Raw genomic sequence first — 17,418 nt, forward strand, 5'->3', positions numbered from 1 at the left:
GCGCGGATCAGCGCTCGGAATGCCCCGGCTCGTCGTAGGTGCGACGCATGAACAGGCCGGGGCGGATCAGGTCGATGAAGGCGCGCGCCTCGGGCGTCAGGTACTTGCCCTTGCGCATCACCACGCCGTAGCTGCGCTGCGGGAAGTACTGGCGCATGTTGCGCACGGCGAGGCGGCTGCGGTCGGCGTCGGTGAGGCAGATGCCGGTGACGATGGAGATGCCCAGACCCATCGCCACGTACTGCTTGATCACCTCCCAGCCGCCCACCTCGATCGCCACGTGGTAGGGCACGTGGCGCTGCTGGAACACCAGGTCGACCATGCGGTAGGTGGTCAGGCGCTGCGGCGGCAGGATCAGGCCGTAGGGCGACAGGTCCTCGAGGCGCACCTCCTCCTTCGCCGCCAGCGGATGGCCGAGCGGCATGATCAGCATCGGGTCGAAGTGGTAGACCGGCTCGTAGGCGAGGTCGTGCGGCACGTCCAGCATCGAGCCGACGGCGAAGTCGGCCTGGTCGGCGCGCAGCAAGGCGAGGCCGTCCTTGCCGGTGACGTTGGCGAGTTGCAGGCGCACGTCGGGATGCGCCTCGCGGAAGGCCTGCACCAGCGGCGGCAGCAGGTACTGGATGGTCGAGGTGCCGGCGGCGACGGTCAGCTCGCCTGCGGCCAGGCCCTGCAGGCGCGTGCGGAATTCGCGCTCCAGGTTCTCCCAGCCCTCCACCAGCGGCCGCGCCAGTTCGTACAAGGCCTCGCCGGCACGGGTCAGGCTGATGCGGCGGCGGCGGCGTTCGAACAGCCGGGCGCCCATCTCGCGCTCCAGGGCCTTGAGCTGCAGGCTGACCGAGGGCTGCGACAGGTACAGCGCCTCCGCGGCGCGCGACAGCGTGCCCAGCCGCGCCGTGTAGACGAAGGCGCGCAACTGCTTGTGGCGGTTGCCCTTGTAGTAGAAGCGCGCCGCCTGCGGCGGCTCGCCGCCACGCCGGCGGGCCTTGCCGGGGCGCCGCGGGCGCCGTTCAGCCGGCGCCGGACTGGAAACGGGCTTGTCGTTCATTGGCTTGCAATAGATTTGGCAATGTCAATGCATTCATTTGAAACATTCACTTTGTCAATCTATATAGCACGAAGCTAGGGTGGCCTCCACGCATTCCGTTGGAGGTTTCCCCCATGGCCGCCGTGATGGACCTGTCCGCGCCCGCCGCCGTCGAAGCGACGGGCCGCATGAAGCCCGGGTACGAGGCGATCCTGACCCCGCCGGCCCTGGCCTTCCTGGCCGACCTGCACCGCCGCTTCGACGCCCGTCGCCGCGTCCTGCTGGCCGCGCGCGCCGAGCGCCAGGCGCGGTACGACGCCGGCGCCCTGCCCGACTTCCGCGCCGACACCCGCGACATCCGCGCCGCCGAATGGGCGGTCGCGCCGATCCCGGCGGCGCTGCGCGACCGCCGCGTCGAGATCACCGGCCCGGTCGACCGCAAGATGGTCATCAACGCGCTGAACTCCGGCGCGCAGGTGTTCATGGCCGATTTCGAGGATGCCACCGCGCCGACCTGGGACAACCTGGTCGCCGGCCAGCTCAATCTGCGCGACGCCGTCGCCGGCACCATCGAGTTCCGTTCGCCCGAGGGCAAGGCCTACCGCCTCAACCCCGCGCCCGCCGTGCTGATGGTGCGCCCGCGCGGCTGGCACCTGCCGGAGCGGCACGTGCGCGTCGACGGCGAGGAAGTCGCCGGCGCGCTGTTCGACTTCGCGCTGTTCACCTTCCACAACGCCCGCGCGCTGGCCGCGCGCGACCGCGGCCCGTACTTCTACCTGCCCAAGCTGCAGGCGATGGAGGAGGCGGCGCTGTGGGACGCGGTGATGGAGCACGCCGAGCGCGCGCTCGACCTGCCGGCCGGCGCGATAAAGGCCACCGTGCTGATCGAGACGCTGCCCGCGGTGTTCGAGATGGACGAGATCCTGTACGCGCTGCGCCGCCGCGCGGTCGGTCTCAACTGCGGGCGCTGGGACTACATCTTTTCCTACCTGAAGACGCTGCGTAGTCATCGCGACCGCGTGCTGCCCGAGCGCGGCCAGGTGACGATGACCGTACCGTTCCTGAAGGCGTACTCGGAATGGCTGATCCGCACCTGCCACCGCCGCGGCGCGTTCGCGATGGGCGGCATGGCGGCGCAGATCCCGATCTCCGGCGACGCGGCGGCCAACGAGGCCGCGCTGGCCAAGGTGCGCGCCGACAAGCTGCGCGAGGTGCGTGCCGGCCACGACGGCACCTGGGTCGCGCATCCGGCGCTGGTGCCGGTGGCGCGCGAGGTGTTCGACGCGCACATGCCGACGCCGAACCAGCTGCATGTCGAGCGCGAGGACGTGCACGTCACCCGCGACGCCCTGCTGGCGCCGTGCGCCGGCACGATCACGCGCCGGGGTTTCGAGAACGACGTCGAGGTGGCGCTGCGCTACCTCGCCGCCTGGCTGGACGGCCAGGGCTGCGTGCCGATCCATCACCTGATGGAGGACGCCGCCACCGCCGAGATCGCGCGCGCGCAGCTCTGGCAGTGGCTGCACCGCGGCGACCTCGCCTTCGCCGACGGCGCGCCGATCGACTTCGCGCTGTTCGACCGCACGCTGGCCGCGCAGGCGCACCGCCTGCGCGCGGCCGGCATTCCCGGCGCCGCGCGCGTCGATGCCGCCGCCGCGCTGCTGGCCGAACTGACCCACGCGCCGCGGCTCGCCGAGTTCCTCACCCTGCCCGCCTACGCGCAGCTCGACTGACGGGCCGACCCGTCGCCTCTCCCCCGACGGGTCGGGGGAGAGGGGGCAAGAAAACCCCTCTCCGGTACGAGAGGGAGTTCGCCAACCCCGGAGATCGTCATGAACCACCGCACCTCCCTCCCCACCGCCGAACAGCTCACCCGCCAGTGGCAGACCGATCCGCGCTGGCAGGGCGTCGCCCGCCCGTACAGCGCCGAGGACGTGGTGCGCCTGCGCGGCACCGTGCACGTCGAGCACACGCTGGCGCGGCGCGGCGCCGAGCGCCTGTGGCGCGCGCTGCACGCATCGGACTTCGTCAACGCGCTGGGCGCGCTGACCGGCAACCAGGCGATGCAGCAGGTCAAGGCCGGCCTGCAGGCGATCTACCTGTCCGGCTGGCAGGTCGCGGCCGACGCCAACACCGCCGGCGCGATGTATCCCGACCAGTCGCTGTATCCGGTCGACTCGGTGCCCGCGGTCGTGCGCCGCATCAACAACACGCTGCTGCGCGCCGACCAGATCCACCACGCCGAGGGCAAGGACGGCATCGATTGGCTGGTGCCGATCGTCGCCGACGCCGAGGCCGGCTTCGGCGGCGTGCTGAACGCCTTCGAGCTGATGAAGCACATGATCGAGGCCGGCGCCGCCGCCGTGCACTTCGAGGACCAGCTCGCCAGCGCGAAGAAGTGCGGGCACATGGGCGGCAAGGTGCTGGTGCCGACGCAGGAAGCGGTGCAGAAGCTGGTCGCCGCGCGCCTCGCCGCCGACGTGCTGGACGTGCCGACGTTGATCGTCGCCCGCACCGACGCCATGGGCGCCGGCCTCATCACCTCCGACGTCGATCCGGCCGACCGCGCCTTCTGCACCGGCCAGCGCACCGTCGAAGGCTTCTACGAAACCCGCCCCGGTCTCGAGCAGGCGATCGCCCGCGGTCTCGCCTACGCGCCTTACGCCGACCTCGTCTGGTGCGAGACCTCCACGCCCGATCTCGAGCAGGCGCGGCGCTTCGCCGAGGCGATCCGCGCGAAGTACCCGGACAAGCTGCTGGCCTACAACTGCTCGCCGAGCTTCAACTGGAAGAAGCACCTCGACGCCGCCACCATCGCCCGCTTCCAGCGCGAGATCGCCGCCTACGGCTACAAGTTCCAGTTCATCACCCTGGCCGGCTTCCACGCGCTCAACTACTCGATGTTCCAGCTGGCGCGCGGCTACAAGGAGCGGCAGATGGCCGCCTACGTCGAGCTGCAGGAAGCGGAGTTCGCCGCCGAGCAGGACGGCTACACCGCCGCCAAGCACCAGCGCGAGGTCGGCACCGGCTATTTCGATCAGATCAACCAGGTGATCGCCGGCGGGCTGAGCTCGCTGTCGGCGCTGGCCGGCTCGACCGAGGAAGCGCAGTTCCAGCGGCCGGCCCACGCCGCCTGAGCCGGCGCCGCTCGGTCGGCGGGCGAGCGCTCCCAACCCTCCTCCGCCTTGCGGGGGAGGGCGCGGAAAGCACCGACGATGCGCTCCTCCCTCCGCGGCGCAGGGGGAACCGAGCGCCAGCCATAAACCCTCCCCCTGCGGGGCAGGGGGAGGTCGGGGGGCGACCCGGAGCGAGGAACGCTCGCTCCCCGAGCGTCCCCGCGTGGCGCAGAGGGCGCCGAAGGCCGCCGCCAACCCGGAACTGCGCCGATCCGGCGCCGATCCCGCGCGATGGCGGCCGCCGGAGGGGGCTGCTAGACTGCCCGCCCGGTCTGGTCGCCGCGTGGGGGCGGGGAGACATGACCAAGGCGGAGTTCGACACGGCTGTTGACTCTCCGGCTGCGCTGCCGCAGCCGCCGGGCGCGCTCGCGCCCAATCTGCCGCGCCAGTTGTCCGATGCGGAGTTCGCGCTGCTGGCCGCCGCCGGCACGCGCCGCGAGGTGGCGCCGCCCGAGACCATCATCCGCAAGGGCGAGTTCGGCCGCACGATGTTCGTGATCGAGTCGGGCCGCATCCTGCTCGAGTTCGGCGGCGAGCTGCCCGACAAGCTGATCGGCCCGCGCGAATACTTCGGCGAGCTGGCGCTGTTCGTCGGCAACCACGCGCGCGTCGCCAGCGCCAGCGCCACCGAGCCCTGCGTGCTGCACGTGCTCGACCACGACGCCTTCGAGCGCGTGCTGCGGCAGTCGTCCGCGCTGGTCGCGCAGTTCATGCGGCGCTCGTTCGCCTACCTCGTCGCCAGCGAGCAGCAGTTGATCGCCAACTTGCGCCGCCGCAACGAAGATCTGATGCTCACGCTGGATTCGCTGCGCCAGACGCAGGACCAGCTCACGCTCGCGCAGCGCCAGATCCGCACCGACGACCTCACCGGCCTGTGCAACCGCCGCGGCCTGTACCGCCACCTCGAGCGGCTGAACGAGCTGCGCGATCCCGAGCGCCAGTTCGGCCTGCTGCTGGTCGACCTCGACGACTTCAAGCAGATCAACGACCACTACGGCCACCTCACCGGCGACGGCGTGCTGCGCGCGGTGGCGCAGGAGCTGCAGGCCGCCTCCGCGCCGGTCGACCTGCCCTGCCGCCTGGGCGGCGACGAATTCGCGCTGCTGGTGCAGGTGCGCGACCGCCGCGAACTGGCCGAGCGCGCCGCGCTGATCAGCGAAGCCGCGCGCCAGCTGCGCTTCCCGCATGCGCCGCGCAGCCTGAAGGTCACGGTCAGCGTCGGCGGCAGCCTGTGCCGCGACGAGAGCGCCTGGTCGGTGTGGTACAGCGACGCCGACTGCGCGCTCTACCACGTGAAAGGTTCGGGCGGCGACGGCTGGCACGTGCTGCCGTAGGCCGCGATGTTGCATGAGGCGGATGAGGGGCGCGCACGCGATCGCATGATGCGGCACCCGAGGTCACGCGGCTTTTCTCATTTCCCGCCGGCGAGAGGCAAGGGCGAGGGGGACGCGCGCAGCGCGCGCTTCGCATTGCACCCGCCGTCCTGCGGACGGCGCGCTCTCGCCCCGGCCCTCTGCCCGTCCGGGAGAGGGGGACAGGAACCCGCGCGCTGATGCGCAAGAGGGCGCGCTCCGCGGGATGTCGGCCGAGCGCGCCGGAGGAAAATCGCGAGATGGACGTTCACTCCCCTGCAGACGCGCCCGCCCCCGCCACCCTCAATCCGCCGCTGCTGCGTACCCTCGTGGTGTGCGACATCGCCGACTCCACCGCGCTGGTGGAAAAGCTCGGCGACCAGCAGGCCGCGCAACTGGTGCGCAAGCACGACCGCCTCGCGCGCGCGCTGCTCGAACAGCACCACGGCCGCGAGATCGACAAGACCGACGGCTTCCTGCTGCTGTTCGAGCGGCCGATCCACGCCGTCGCCTTCGCGCTCGACTACCAGCGCGGCCTGAAGCACCTCAGCGCCGCCGAAGGCGTGGTGGTGCGCGCGCGCGTCGGCATCCACATGGGCGACGTGGTGGTGTGGGAGAACTCGCCGGAGGACGTCGCCCGCGGCGCCAAGCCGATCGAGATCGAGGGCCTCGCCAAGCCGATGGCCGCGCGCCTGGCGCAACTGGCGCAGCCGCGGCAGATCCTGCTGACCGCCGCCGCCGCCTCCATCGCCCATCGCGCCCACGGCGAACTCGGCGACTGCGCCGCGCACGTGCGCTGGCGCGCGCTCGGCCGCTACCTGTTCAAGGGCCTGCCCGAAGCCGTCGAAGTGCACGAGGTCGGCGAGGAAGGCGTCGCCGCCTTCCGCGCCCCGCGCGGCAGTCGTACGGCCAAGCGCCTCCTGCCGTGGTGGCGCCGCCCCGCCGTGCTCGCCGCCGAAGCGGCGATGCTCGCCGTCGCCATCGCCATCCCCGCCTGGATGTCCACGCGCAGCGAACCCGCACTCGCCTTCGCCGCGCGCGACTGGGTGGTGGTGGGCGACCTGCAGAACCTCACCGGCAACAGCACCTTCGACCAATCGGTCGAAACCGCGTTGCGCATCAGCCTGGAGCAGTCGCGCTACGTCAACGTGCTGCCCGAGTTGAAGGTGCAGGAAACCCTGCAGCGCATGGAGCGCGATCCCGCGAAGACGGTGGTCGACCGCAGTGTCGGCTCTGAAATCGCCCTGCGCGACGGCGCGCGCGCCCTGGTGCTGCCGACACTGGCGGAGATCAACGGCAAGCTGCGGGTGACGGCGGAGGTGATCGATCCCAACTCACAGGCGACGGTGTATTTGGTATCAGCCGAGGGCATGGGTGCTTCCTCGGTGGTACCTTCACTTGACAAAGTTGGACAGGAACTACGAGGCCGGCTCGGCGAGACCTTGGCCTCAATTTCCAAGGAGTCACAGCCGCTAGACAAAGTCGTCACAGCGAACCTCGATGCGCTGCGCGCATACTCGCTGGGTATTCATGCGAAGGCCACTAGCAACTTCAAGGACGCACTTGCATTCTTCGAGCAAGCTCTAAAGATCGACCCAGACTTTGCTCGGGCTCGCATCGATTTAGCAAGTACTCTGTTCGACGCAAACATGCGTGATGCGGCACTAAACCAGCTGCGGACAGCAGAAACGCTGGGAGACAGATTGGGTTCTCGCGACCGCCTTATGGTGGAAGCTTGGTTGTCAAGCTACACGTCTGCGCGCGAAGCAATGCAGAAGTGGAAGTTACTTGCAGACTTATATCCAGACCTGTTTGTTGCCAGTGGCCGGTATGGCTACTTCGCTTGGATGTATGCAAATGACTTTCAAGCCGCGGCCAATGCTATAGCCCGATCGGCGTCTCCGCGAAATCCCAATAGGGTGAACAGCGATTTTATGCTCGGGGTATTGGCGTTGGGAGAGGAACAATACCCACGGGCCATAGATTATTTTGCGATCGCTGAATCCGAAGGATGGGTCCGAACAGAATACGTGGCGGCTGGCTATGCAGCTCAACGAAAGTTTGACGAAGCCGAGAAGGCACTCAAGCGGGCAAAGCAGTCTGGCATAGCCAGTGACGACATTGACGCCAGTGTGATGCGCATAAGTATTGCGATAGATAGTGGCAACTGGGCTGTGGCGGGTGAACAACTCAATGCTGCTAAACGGCAAGCTGCTGATATCGACGCGGCGCAGGTATCGAGATTCGAAAACATCGGGCTTTCGCTTGCCCCCCTGCTTTCGACTGTACTGGAGAAAGGGCCTGCGTCGAAATTTGCACCGCACAATGTGACCAATACACGAGCCAACGCTCTGGGGCACGCAAGTATTCTGTTTCAAAGGCTATGGCACATATATCTCAACGCGCGCAATGGCAAAGTGAAAGGAGCGGACGACATCCTCGCTCACGCGCGCGAGGACGCGATAACAGGAGACTACCCAGTGCTCGGGAAGATGTTTGCAGTAGCGCACGCAGAAGTGCTACGGGCGAAGGGTCATGCGGATGAGGCGGTGAAGGTGCTAAAGGAAGAGATTGACGGCAAGGAGCTGTACGTAACCCATGTCGCGCTCATGGACGCATACGCAGACGCGGGTCAGAGCGACTCCGCTTTGAGCGAAGCGCGGTGGCTCTCGAACCATCGAGGTCGAGCCTACGCTGAATACAATGAAGCCTGGGCTACAACACCTTTCAATGTCGCGCAGTCTAATCTTGCGCTACTGAGGCAAGCAGAGCTGTTGCTCGCAAGGGGGCAAAAGGGTCCTGCCCGCGCCGCCCTAGCGGATTTTCTGACAGCGTGGCCGAACGCCGGTGACCCCCCTTCCGTGAAGGAAAGGATACGCGTGGCGACGAGAATGCTTGAGAACGGCTAGGGCCTAGGTGTCGCTTCCTGCCCCGCCGAACCAGGAGTTGGGACCGCTCATGCAACGAAACTCGGAGGTGGGAGCGGCAGCTACCTCGGAATGAAGGGACGCGAAGCGCGACTTCTCTGGGAGCTTCAGGGGAGCCATGCTTGCGGGTGGAAAAGCAGCAACGGTCTTCGGCGGGACTCCGAGTGATAGCAGTGCGTTAGCCGGGTGCGACTCGAAGCGATCACGAAACTCGTCGTCGTGCGCGAGTTTGTGTAAGAGAGCGAGCGCGTGCTCGCGCGACAGCTTGGCGTCTGCCATGGTCCCCCTCCCCCTTGGTTGCCGACGCTGCGAGTCTAGCGAGCAGCGTGGGGCACTCGCCACCCCTTTGACGTTCTGCTACGACGGCTTCATGGCCGCGGCGGACTCGTTGGTTCGTGCGTCATTCGCTGAGGTTGCTGCGCCGGCTCGGGTGAGACCCCTCATTCCAAGTGGGCCTCACCGTTTCGAGGGGGGGGCAAGGCGCGAGGTCTACAAACCCAGCCGTGCTCCAGACACGCCCTCTCGTTTCACTGGCGCGAGGGAACCATTGGCCAAGTCAAGCATGACCCCGGGGACCACCATACATTTCCACTGGCCAGCGCTCTCCGTCTGCAACAGCACCTGATGCGCAGCTTCAAACTTGGCCTTGTCTGCCAAAACGACCATAGCTGACTGGCCATCGAATGCATGCCGCTCGACCCCCAGCTCCGCCAGCGCATCCGCTGGCGCGCGTTCGAAGCGCTCCCTGAAGGTATCGTCTCGCGCGAGCTCGTGCAGCAACGTGAGCGCTTGACCCTTCGACAAGGTGACATTGAGCATGGCGTTCTCCATGACGGGTTGGATGAAACCTGTCTTGCGCTGGCGTGAAGCCGCCGCCTACGCTAGCACATGTCCACAAGGGGAATGTCATGCGTATTCGCCGTTGCGTCACGCTGGTGATCGAGCCGCGTGAGCGGATCGAATTCGACCTCGGCGTGCTGCTGGCCGGCGAGACCGGCGTGGTGTCGCGGCTGGAATGGGTGGCGCTGGCGCCGCATCTGGACGACGAGCAGGTGCTCGCTGATGTCGAGGTGGCCGCGCTCGGCGCGATCTCGCCGACGCAGTGGGCGGATCGTGAGGCGCTGGCGCAGCGACATTCGGACGCGGTGCTGGACGGTCTGCTGGCGAAGGGCCTGCTGGTCGGCGAAGAGGCGACGGCGTCGGACGATGCGGCGGCGCGCGATGCGGCGCTGCGCGGCGCGCACTGGCGCGGGCTGTCGGCGGTGGCGCACCGCTTCGGCCGCTGGCGCGGCATCGACAGCAACGAGGTCGAGCGCCGCTTCGCCGAGGAAAGCGACCAGAGCTTCGCCGAGCGCCTGGGCCCGCCGCCGCCGCACGTGCTCGAACGCGCGCCGGCCGAGCAGCGCCTCGGGCTGCCCGCGGCGGCGGACTCGCCGCTGGAGGCGCTGCTCGCATCGCGCGTCACCTGCCGCAATTTCGACCGCACGCGCGCGGTGACGCTGGCCGAATTCGGCACGTGCCTGTATCGCGCCTTCGGCGCGCGCGCGGTCAGCGAGATCGCGCCGGACATCCGTATCCTCAAGAAGGGCAGCCCGTCCGCCGGCGGCCTGCACGTCACCGAGGCCTACGTGCTGGTGCAGCAGGTCGAAGGCATCGCGCCCGGCCTGTACCACTACCATCCGGTCGACCACGCGCTGGAACCGATCGAGGCGCTGGCGCCGGACGCCGCCGCCTACTGCGCGCGCCGCTTCGTCGCCGCGCAGGCGTACTACGCCGAGGCGCACGTGCAGGTGATCCTCGCCAGCCGCTTCCGCCGCAACTTCTGGAAGTACCGCAACCACGCCAAGGCCTACCGCGCGGTGATCCTCGACGCCGGCCACCTTTCGCAGACGCTCTACCTCGCCGCCACCGAACTGCGGCTGGGCGCCTTCATCACCGCCGCGATCAACGAGGTGGACATCGAGCAGGCGTTCGGCCTGGAGCCGATGGAGGAAGGCCCTCTCGCCGTGTGCGGCTTCGGCCCGCGCGCCGCGCAGCGCACCACCATCGAGCTGGATCCGCTCGGCGCGATGTGGCCGGGCGGCACCGGTTGAGGCGCGGATGCGCGTGACGGCAGCCGACGACAGACCGCGCGGCGGGTGACACGCGACTGACAGTGAGTTGCTCGCGAGGCGCGACAGCACCGCGTCTCGCGACGACGCCCAGCTTTTCCCTCCCAGCTGGGGAGAGGGAGTTGTCCGCAGCAACCTTGGGTCCTTGATCTAGGCGTCCAGTATCGACGCGTCGCCCCGGCGCGATGAATCGCGAGGCTCGCTCCCTCCCCTGAGTGCGGGGGAGGGAGCGACAGGCCGAGATGTGACGTTCGCGACGCGTTACCCGGCCGCCCCCGCGCTGGCCGCCGGCGCCGGCGGCGTCAGCGGGGCCGGGGCTTCGGCCTTGGCGAGGTCGATCGGCAGCGCGCGCACGCGCTTGCCGGTGGCGGCGAACAGCGCGTTGCACAGCGCGGGCGCGATCGGCGGCGTGCCGGGTTCGCCGATGCCGCCCATCTTCTCGCCGCTGTCGACGATGTGCACTTCGATCTTCGGCATCGCGTCGATGCGCAGCACCGGGTAGGTGTCGAAGTTGCCCTGCTGCACCTTGCCGTCCTTCAGCGTGATCGCGCCGTACAGCGCGGCGGACAAGCCGAAGACGATGCCGCTCTCCATCTGCGCCCGCACCGTCTCCGGGTTGAGCGCCGTGCCGCAGTCGACCGCGCATACCACGCGGTGCACGCGCGGCTTGCCGTCGACCACCGAGGCCTCGACCGCTTCGGCGACGAAGCTGCCGAAGGATGCGTGCACGGCGATGCCTTTGGCGTGGCCTTCCGGCAGCGGGCGGTCCCAGCGGAACGCGTCCGCGGCCTTGTTCAGCACGCCGAGGTGGCGCGTCGCGCCGGCGTCGGCGAGCAGCTTGCGGCGATAGGCCAGCGGATCCAAGCCGGCGGCATGCGCGAGTTCGTCGACGAAGCTCTCCACCGCGAACGCGGTGTGCGTGTGGCCGACCGAGCGCCACCACAGCACCGGCACGCCGACCTCGGGCGAGTGCAGCTCGACGGCGTGGTTGGCGATCGCCTTGAGATACGGCGAGTCGCCGGCGCCCTCGACCGAGGCGTTGTCGACGCCGTTCTTCACCGATGCCGCGAACGGCGTGCCGGCGAGGATGCTCTGGCCGACGATCACGTTGTGCCACGCGCTCGGCATGCCGTCGCCGTCCAGCGCCGCCTCGAAACGATGCAGGAACATCGGCCGGTACCAGCCGCCGTGCATGTCGTCCTCGCGCGTCCAGATCACCTTGACCGGCTTCTTCGCCGCCTTGGCGACGTGCACCGCCTCGACCACGAAGTCCGATTGCGGATTGGCGCGCCGGCCGAAGCCGCCGCCGAGGAACATGGTGTGGATGAACACCTGCTCCGGTTTCAGGCCGGCGGCCTTGGCCGCGTTCGGCTGGTCGAGGCCCTGGAATTGCGTGCCGACCCAGATGTCGCAGCGGTCGTCGCCGAGACGCACCGTGCAGTTCATCGGCTCCATCGTCGCGTGCGCGAGATAGGGCAGCTCGTACTGCGCGACGATGCGCTGCGGCGCGGCGGCGAGCGTGCCGGCGGCGTCGCCCGCGCTGGCCACCGGCGTGCCGGGCTGCAGCGCCAGCTCGCGGTAGCGCGCCATCAGCGCGTCGCTGTCGAGGTCGGCGTTCTTGCCGGCGTCCCACTCGATCTTCAGCGCATCGCGGCCCTTCTTCGCCGCCCAGAAGTGGTCGGCGACGACGGCGACGCCGCTCGGCACCTGCACCACGTCGCGCACGCCGGGCACGGCGCGCGCGGCCTTGTCGTCGAACGACTTCACCGTGCCGCCGAAGGTCGGCGAGCGCGCGACCAGCGCGATCAGCACGCCTTCCGGCAGCGCGTCGATGCCGAAGCGCGCACGGCCGGTGATCTTCTCCGGCGTATCGATGCGCCGCGTCGGCTTGCCGAGCAATCGCCAGTCCTCGCGCGGTTTCAGCGCCACCGACTTCGGCGTCGGCAGCTTGGCCGCGGCGTCGGCCAGCTCGCCGAAGCGCGCGCTGTGCGTGCCGGCGCGCACCGCGCCGTTGTCGACGCGGCAGTCGGCGGGCTTGACGCCCCACCGCTGCGCCGCCGCCTGCACCAGCAGCTCGCGCGCCAGCGCGCCGACCTGGCGGTAGCGGTCGAATTCCGACCAGGTGGTGGTCGAGCCGCCGGTCATCTGCATGCCGTAGGCGGTGTGCGCGTAGGCGGGCGCCGCCGGCGCGTGTTCGGCGCGGATCTTCGTCCAGTCGCAACCCAGTTCCTCGGCGACCAGCATCGGCAGCACGGTCCAGATGCCCTGCCCCATCTCCGAATGCGCGAGCTGTACGGTCACGCTGTCGTCGGTGCCGATGCGCAGGAAGGCGTTCGGCGCCGGCAGCGGCTTCGCCGCGCCGGCGCCTTCCTGCGCGAACGCGCGGCGCAGCGGACCGGGCACGACGAAGGCGATCACCAGGCCGGCGCCCAGCGTGGCGGAGGCGCGCAGGAAGTCGCGCCGCGAAGCATCGAAATGCGCGTTCATGCGGAGCCCTCCGCGAGATCGGCGGCGCGGTGGACGGCCGCGCGGATGCGCTGATAGGTGCCGCAGCGGCAGATGTTGCCGCTCATGGCGGCGTCGATGTCGGCGTCGGTCGGCCGCGGGTTCTGCTGCAGCAGCGCCGCCGCCGACATGATCTGGCCGGACTGGCAGTAGCCGCACTGCACCACGTCGAGCTCGGCCCAGGCGCGCTGCACGGGATGCGAGCCGTCCGTCGACAGGCCTTCGATGGTGGTGGTGGCGCGGCCGCTGGCGGCCGAGGCCGGCGTCACGCAGGAACGGACCGGCGCGCCGTCGAGGTGCACGGTGCAGGCGCCGCATTGCGCCATGCCGCAGCCGAATTTGGTGCCGGTGAGATGGAGCACGTCGCGCAGGACCCACAGCAGCGGCATGTCCGCCGGGACATCCACCGTGTGCGTCTGGCCGTTGACGGTGAGCTGCATGGCCAAGTCTCCACGTCGGGTCGACGAGCCTACGCCGACGGCACGGCCGTGCCAACGGTACCGCGGCCGTCGCGCCCGTGGGCGCGGAATCGCCGCACCGCGGCGCTTCCGCCGGGTGCGTTCCGGCGGTGCGCGGGGTCGCCTGCACCCGGGCTCCTGCCGGGTGATGGCGGATCGCGCGGTGGGCGGCCGGGGTCCGAAACGGGAAGGTGCCAAGCCCCGGTACCGGAGGCGGGGGAGGGGGAGGGGTATCTCCGGTACCGGGGAGGCAGGGGTCCGGGTGCGTGAGGGGCACGGCACCCGTAAGCGGCATCCGGAACCTTGCGCCCCGCGACGGAGGGGGAGGTCGGTGGCGGGGCGGTCCCGGAGGCCGTATTGCTTGGCCGGCATTATTCAACCGGTCAGTTCGCTATTATCCGGATCGCGGCCGCCAGGTCAACAGTCCTTATGGCATGGGTCGGGGCGGTCCCGCTCAGGGGAGGCGGTCCGGGGTGTCCAGATCGGCGGCCAGGGCGGCGCACGGAACCGCTTGCGTTTCCGCCGACCGCGCGCGCAGCAGGTCGCGGGCGCCGCGGTCGGCATCGGCTTCGATCGCCGCGAACCACGCCCGCGGCAGCACCGCGGGCACGCCCAGCACGCCGGCATAGGCCGAGGCCGCGGCGCGGGTCGGCGCGGCGCGCCAGGTGGCGACCAGGGCGTGCAGATGCGCGGCGTCAAGCGCCGGCTGGTCGCACAGCAGCACCAGCGCGCCGGCGCAGTCGGGCGACAAGGCGTCCAGGCCGGCGCGCAGGGAGGCGCCCATGCCGCGCGCCCAATCCGGCACCGGCAGCGCGCGCACGGGCAAGCCGGTCAGCGCGGCTGCCACCATCGCCGACTCGGCGCCCAGCGCGACCACCGCATCGGCCGGCTGCGTCGCCAACGCCAGCCGCGCGGCGCGCCGTACCAGCACTTCGCCGTCGATCGCCACCAGTTGCTTGGGCCGGCCCAGTCGCCGCGAGGCGCCCGCCGCCAGCAGCACGACGCCGTGACGAGGCTCAGGCATCGCCGCGGCCGTGCAGGTGGGCGGCCAGGCCGGCCGCGATCGACAAGGCGATCGCCTCCGGCCCCTCGCCGCCGAGGCGCAGGCCGACCGGCGCACGCAGGCGCGGACGCAGGGCGGCGGCGGCATCGCCCAGCGTCGCCAGCAACGCATCGCGGCGCGCCGCCGGCCCCAGCAGGCCGACATACGGGATGGACGTGGCGGCCAGGGCGGCGAGGTGCGCGCGGTCGCCTTCGAACTGGTGCGTCATCACCACCGCGGCACGGCAGCGCGCCGCCGCCTCGGGCAGCGTGCCGGGATGCGCCGCGTGCAGCGCGTCCGCGCCCGCGGCGTAGCCGGCCCAGCGCGTGCGATGTTCCTGTACTTCGACGTACCAGCCGAGCCGCTGCAGGAACTGCAGCAGCGCCGGCGTCTCCGGCCCGGCGCCCAGCGCCAGCAGGCGCGGCGGCGGCGCGATGGCGAAGCACGCCGCGGACGCGCCGGCCGGCGCGACGCCATCGCCGGGCGCCGGCCACCGCCAGGCCGCGCCTTCGCCGAGCCGCGCAGCGCCGCCGCCATCCGCGTGCAGCGTCACTTCGAGCGGTGCCGTACCGTCGCGCAGCGCGCGCAGCGCTGCGGCCAGCGGCGCCTGCGGCGGCAGCGGCAGCAGCAGCACGTCCATGCGCCCGCCGCAGCCGGAGCCGGTGCCGAACACCAGGTCGTCGGCGCTGCCCGTGTCGACGGCGCGCGGCACCGCGCGCGCCGCCGCCAGCGCCGCGCGCGCCGCGATGGCGAGTTCTTCCTCCAGGCAGCCGCCGCTCAAGGCGCCGGCGATCGGGCCGGTTTCGTCGAACAGCGCCAGCGCGCCGGGCTTGCGGTAGGTCGGACCGCTGCATGCGGTGACCATCGCCAGCACCGGCGTCTCGCCGCGCGCATGCCGCGCGGTCAGCGCGTCGAGCACCGCGCGCAGGCCGCCGTGCGGCGCCGCGATCGCGGCAGGTCCACGTACGTCGTTCATCGCATCAGTGTAGACGCGGGCGGCAATGGGCGGCGCATCGGCTGTGCCTGGGCGGTGGCTTTCCAGCGCAGCCGCGTGCGCGGTTCCCCGTCATTTCGACGCAAGCCGGAATCCAGCGTCTCTGCCCTACGCCATCGAAGACACCGCATCTCGGCTTGCGCCGGGATGACGGCAAGGATGGCCGCGGTGGCGTTCGTCCGGAAGACGCTCACCCGCGTTCATCCGCGCAGATCCGCGTCCAAGCACCGCGGCAGGTTCAAGGCGCGGGGCGCAACTCGAACGTCGGACGCGACGCGCGGCGCGAACCTCAGGCGCGGTCGAGCCGGCGGTATTGCAGCGCTTCGGCGAGGTGCTCGCGACCGACGCAGGCGGCGCCGCCGTCGAGGTCGGCGATGCTGCGCGCGACGCGCAGCACGCGGTGGTAGGCGCGCGCCGACAGGCCGAGCTTGTCCAGCGCGCGCTCCAGCAGGCTGCGCTCGGCGGCGCCGAGCGCGCAGTCGCGTTCCAGCTCGCGCGTGCCGAGCTGGGCATTGGGACGGCCGGCGCGGGCGATCTGGTGGCGGCGCGCGGCGATCACGCGCGCGCGCACCGCGGCGCTGCTCTCGTCGCCGGCGGTGCGCGCGCTGCCGAGCTCGGCCAGCGGCACGCGCGGCACTTCCACGGTGAGATCGATGCGGTCCAGCAGCGGTCCGGAGATGCGGCCGCGGTAGCGCGCGATCTGCTCCGGCGTGCAGGTGCAGCGGCCGCGCGGATCGCCGGCGTAGCCGCACGGACAGGGATTCATCGCCGCCACCAGTTGGAAACGCGCAGGAAATTCGGCCTGGCGCGCGGCGCGCGAGATGACGATGTGGCCGGACTCCAGCGGCTCGCGCAGCACTTCCAGCACGTGGCGGTCGAATTCCGGCAACTCGTCCAGGAACAGCACGCCGTGGTGTGCCAGCGAGATCTCCCCCGGCCGCGGATGCGGACCGCCGCCGACCAAGGCGACGGCGGACGCGGTATGGTGCGGGGCACGGAAGGGGCGCTCGCGCCAGCGGGCGGGATCGACCTGAAGGCCGGCCACCGAGCGCACCGCGCAGGCTTCCAGCGCCTCGAGATCGCCGAGCGGCGGCAGGATGCCCGGCAGGCGCGCCGCGAGCATGGTCTTGCCGGTGCCGGGCGGCCCGACCAGCAGCAGGTGATGGCCGCCGGCGGCGGCGACTTCCAGCGCGCGCCGCGCCTGCGCCTGGCCGCGCACGTCGGCGAGATCGGGCGCGCCGCCCGACGGATCGCCGGCGACCGCCGCGGCCGGCGGCGGCAGTTCGCCGGCGCCGCGCAGGTGCGCGCAGACGTCGGCGAGGTTGGCGGCGACGCGCACGTCGGCATCCTCGACCAGCGCCGCTTCGGCGGCGTTGCCCGCCGGCACGATCATGCGTCGGCCCTCGCGGCTGGCGCGCAGCAAGGCCGGCAGCACGCCGGTTACCGGACGCAGCTCGCCCGACAGCGCCAGCTCGCCGAGGAACTCGCACTCGGCCAGGGCTTCGCGCGGCACCTGGCCGCCGGCGGCGAGGATGCCGAGCGCGATGGCGAGGTCGAAGCGGCCGCCGTCCTTGGGCAGTTCGGCCGGCGCCAGGTTCACGGTGACGCGGCGGTTGGGGTACTCGAAGTGGGTGTTCTGGATCGCCACGCGCACGCGGTCGCGCGCCTCGCGCACCGCGGCCTCGGGCAGGCCGACGATGGCGGTGCCGGGCAGGCCGCCGGCGAGGTGCACCTCCACCGTCACCAGCGGGGCCGCGACTCCTTCCTGCGCGCGCGACAGGGTGATGGCGAGGCTCATGGGCGGAAAAGGCCGTCCCCGGCCGTTC

The 17,418-nt window shown here is 70.7% G+C and carries 13 protein-coding genes; 5 read left to right on the plus strand and 8 right to left on the minus strand.

Going from position 1 to position 17,418, the window contains the following annotated elements; genetic code table 11:
- Positions 1-7: 7 nt before the first annotated feature.
- Positions 8-1,048: a LysR family transcriptional regulator gene (locus tag MBSD_RS00655; RefSeq protein ID WP_062534091.1), complete on the minus strand. Its 1,041-nt coding sequence runs from the start codon at positions 1,046-1,048 to the stop codon at positions 8-10.
- A gap of 125 nt (positions 1,049-1,173) precedes the next feature.
- Between MBSD_RS00655 and aceB the strand changes: the two genes are divergently transcribed.
- The 4 genes from aceB (at position 1,174) to MBSD_RS00675 (ending at position 8,464) form a co-directional block, all read left to right on the plus strand.
- Positions 1,174-2,760: a malate synthase A gene (aceB, locus tag MBSD_RS00660; protein ID WP_062534183.1), complete on the plus strand. Its 1,587-nt coding sequence runs from the start codon at positions 1,174-1,176 to the stop codon at positions 2,758-2,760.
- A gap of 99 nt (positions 2,761-2,859) precedes the next feature.
- Positions 2,860-4,164, plus strand: a complete 1,305-nt coding sequence (gene aceA, locus MBSD_RS00665) for an isocitrate lyase (protein ID WP_062534093.1) — start codon at positions 2,860-2,862, stop codon at positions 4,162-4,164.
- 338 nt (positions 4,165-4,502) lie between these two features.
- Positions 4,503-5,537: a GGDEF domain-containing protein gene (locus MBSD_RS00670; protein WP_062534095.1), complete on the plus strand. Its 1,035-nt coding sequence runs from the start codon at positions 4,503-4,505 to the stop codon at positions 5,535-5,537.
- A gap of 278 nt (positions 5,538-5,815) precedes the next feature.
- Positions 5,816-8,464: a putative peptide modification system cyclase gene (locus MBSD_RS00675; protein ID WP_062534096.1), complete on the plus strand. Its 2,649-nt coding sequence runs from the start codon at positions 5,816-5,818 to the stop codon at positions 8,462-8,464.
- Between the two features lie 3 nt (positions 8,465-8,467).
- On the opposite strand, the gene MBSD_RS15945 is transcribed toward MBSD_RS00675, so the two are convergent.
- Together MBSD_RS15945 and MBSD_RS00685 are read right to left on the minus strand one after the other, a co-directional pair.
- Complete coding sequence (locus MBSD_RS15945; protein WP_082306400.1) at positions 8,468-8,761, minus strand: NHLP-related RiPP peptide; 294 nt, start codon at positions 8,759-8,761, stop codon at positions 8,468-8,470.
- A gap of 210 nt (positions 8,762-8,971) precedes the next feature.
- On the minus strand, positions 8,972-9,301 hold the full coding sequence (locus tag MBSD_RS00685; protein ID WP_187300520.1) for an NHLP-related RiPP peptide: 330 nt from the start codon (positions 9,299-9,301) through the stop codon (positions 8,972-8,974).
- Positions 9,302-9,390: 89 nt separating this feature from the next.
- On the opposite strand from MBSD_RS00685, the gene MBSD_RS00690 reads away from it, so the two are divergent.
- The gene (locus MBSD_RS00690) at positions 9,391-10,575 is read left to right on the plus strand and encodes a putative peptide maturation dehydrogenase (protein ID WP_062534099.1); all 1,185 of its coding nucleotides are present in this window, start codon (positions 9,391-9,393) and stop codon (positions 10,573-10,575) included.
- Between the two features lie 279 nt (positions 10,576-10,854).
- On the opposite strand, the gene MBSD_RS00695 is transcribed toward MBSD_RS00690, so the two are convergent.
- The 5 genes from MBSD_RS00695 to MBSD_RS00715 form a co-directional block, all read right to left on the minus strand.
- Positions 10,855-13,080, minus strand: coding sequence for a xanthine dehydrogenase family protein molybdopterin-binding subunit (locus MBSD_RS00695; protein WP_082306401.1), 2,226 nt, complete (start codon positions 13,078-13,080; stop codon positions 10,855-10,857).
- Positions 13,077-13,538: a (2Fe-2S)-binding protein gene (locus MBSD_RS00700; protein WP_062534102.1), complete on the minus strand. Its 462-nt coding sequence runs from the start codon at positions 13,536-13,538 to the stop codon at positions 13,077-13,079. The genes MBSD_RS00695 and MBSD_RS00700 overlap by 4 nt, the downstream gene beginning before the upstream one ends.
- 472 nt (positions 13,539-14,010) lie before the next feature.
- On the minus strand, positions 14,011-14,580 hold the full coding sequence (locus MBSD_RS00705) for a nucleotidyltransferase family protein (protein WP_187300521.1): 570 nt from the start codon (positions 14,578-14,580) through the stop codon (positions 14,011-14,013).
- Entirely contained in the window at positions 14,573-15,574 is a 1,002-nt protein-coding gene (locus MBSD_RS00710; protein WP_062534104.1) for an XdhC family protein, read from the minus strand. The genes MBSD_RS00705 and MBSD_RS00710 overlap by 8 nt, the downstream gene beginning before the upstream one ends.
- 307 nt (positions 15,575-15,881) lie before the next feature.
- The gene (locus MBSD_RS00715; RefSeq protein ID WP_062534106.1) at positions 15,882-17,390 is read right to left on the minus strand and encodes a YifB family Mg chelatase-like AAA ATPase; all 1,509 of its coding nucleotides are present in this window, start codon (positions 17,388-17,390) and stop codon (positions 15,882-15,884) included.
- Positions 17,391-17,418 lie beyond the last annotated feature (28 nt).

Origin of the sequence: Mizugakiibacter sediminis, assembly GCF_000953855.2 — a bacterium.
GTDB lineage: Bacteria > Pseudomonadota > Gammaproteobacteria > Xanthomonadales > Rhodanobacteraceae > Mizugakiibacter > Mizugakiibacter sediminis.

Coding starts and splice junctions, on each gene's coding strand:
- MBSD_RS00655 (WP_062534091.1), bottom strand. CDS start 1,048: ATGAACGACAAGCCCGTTTCCAGTCCGGCGCCGGCTGAACGGCGCCCG.
- aceB (WP_062534183.1), top strand. CDS start 1,174: ATGGACCTGTCCGCGCCCGCCGCCGTCGAAGCGACGGGCCGCATGAAG.
- aceA (WP_062534093.1), top strand. CDS start 2,860: ATGAACCACCGCACCTCCCTCCCCACCGCCGAACAGCTCACCCGCCAG.
- MBSD_RS00670 (WP_062534095.1), top strand. CDS start 4,503: ATGACCAAGGCGGAGTTCGACACGGCTGTTGACTCTCCGGCTGCGCTG.
- MBSD_RS00675 (WP_062534096.1), top strand. CDS start 5,816: ATGGACGTTCACTCCCCTGCAGACGCGCCCGCCCCCGCCACCCTCAAT.
- MBSD_RS15945 (WP_082306400.1), bottom strand. CDS start 8,761: ATGGCAGACGCCAAGCTGTCGCGCGAGCACGCGCTCGCTCTCTTACAC.
- MBSD_RS00685 (WP_187300520.1), bottom strand. CDS start 9,301: ATGCTCAATGTCACCTTGTCGAAGGGTCAAGCGCTCACGTTGCTGCAC.
- MBSD_RS00690 (WP_062534099.1), top strand. CDS start 9,391: ATGCGTATTCGCCGTTGCGTCACGCTGGTGATCGAGCCGCGTGAGCGG.
- MBSD_RS00695 (WP_082306401.1), bottom strand. CDS start 13,080: ATGAACGCGCATTTCGATGCTTCGCGGCGCGACTTCCTGCGCGCCTCC.
- MBSD_RS00700 (WP_062534102.1), bottom strand. CDS start 13,538: ATGCAGCTCACCGTCAACGGCCAGACGCACACGGTGGATGTCCCGGCG.
- MBSD_RS00705 (WP_187300521.1), bottom strand. CDS start 14,580: ATGCCTGAGCCTCGTCACGGCGTCGTGCTGCTGGCGGCGGGCGCCTCG.
- MBSD_RS00710 (WP_062534104.1), bottom strand. CDS start 15,574: ATGAACGACGTACGTGGACCTGCCGCGATCGCGGCGCCGCACGGCGGC.
- MBSD_RS00715 (WP_062534106.1), bottom strand. CDS start 17,390: ATGAGCCTCGCCATCACCCTGTCGCGCGCGCAGGAAGGAGTCGCGGCC.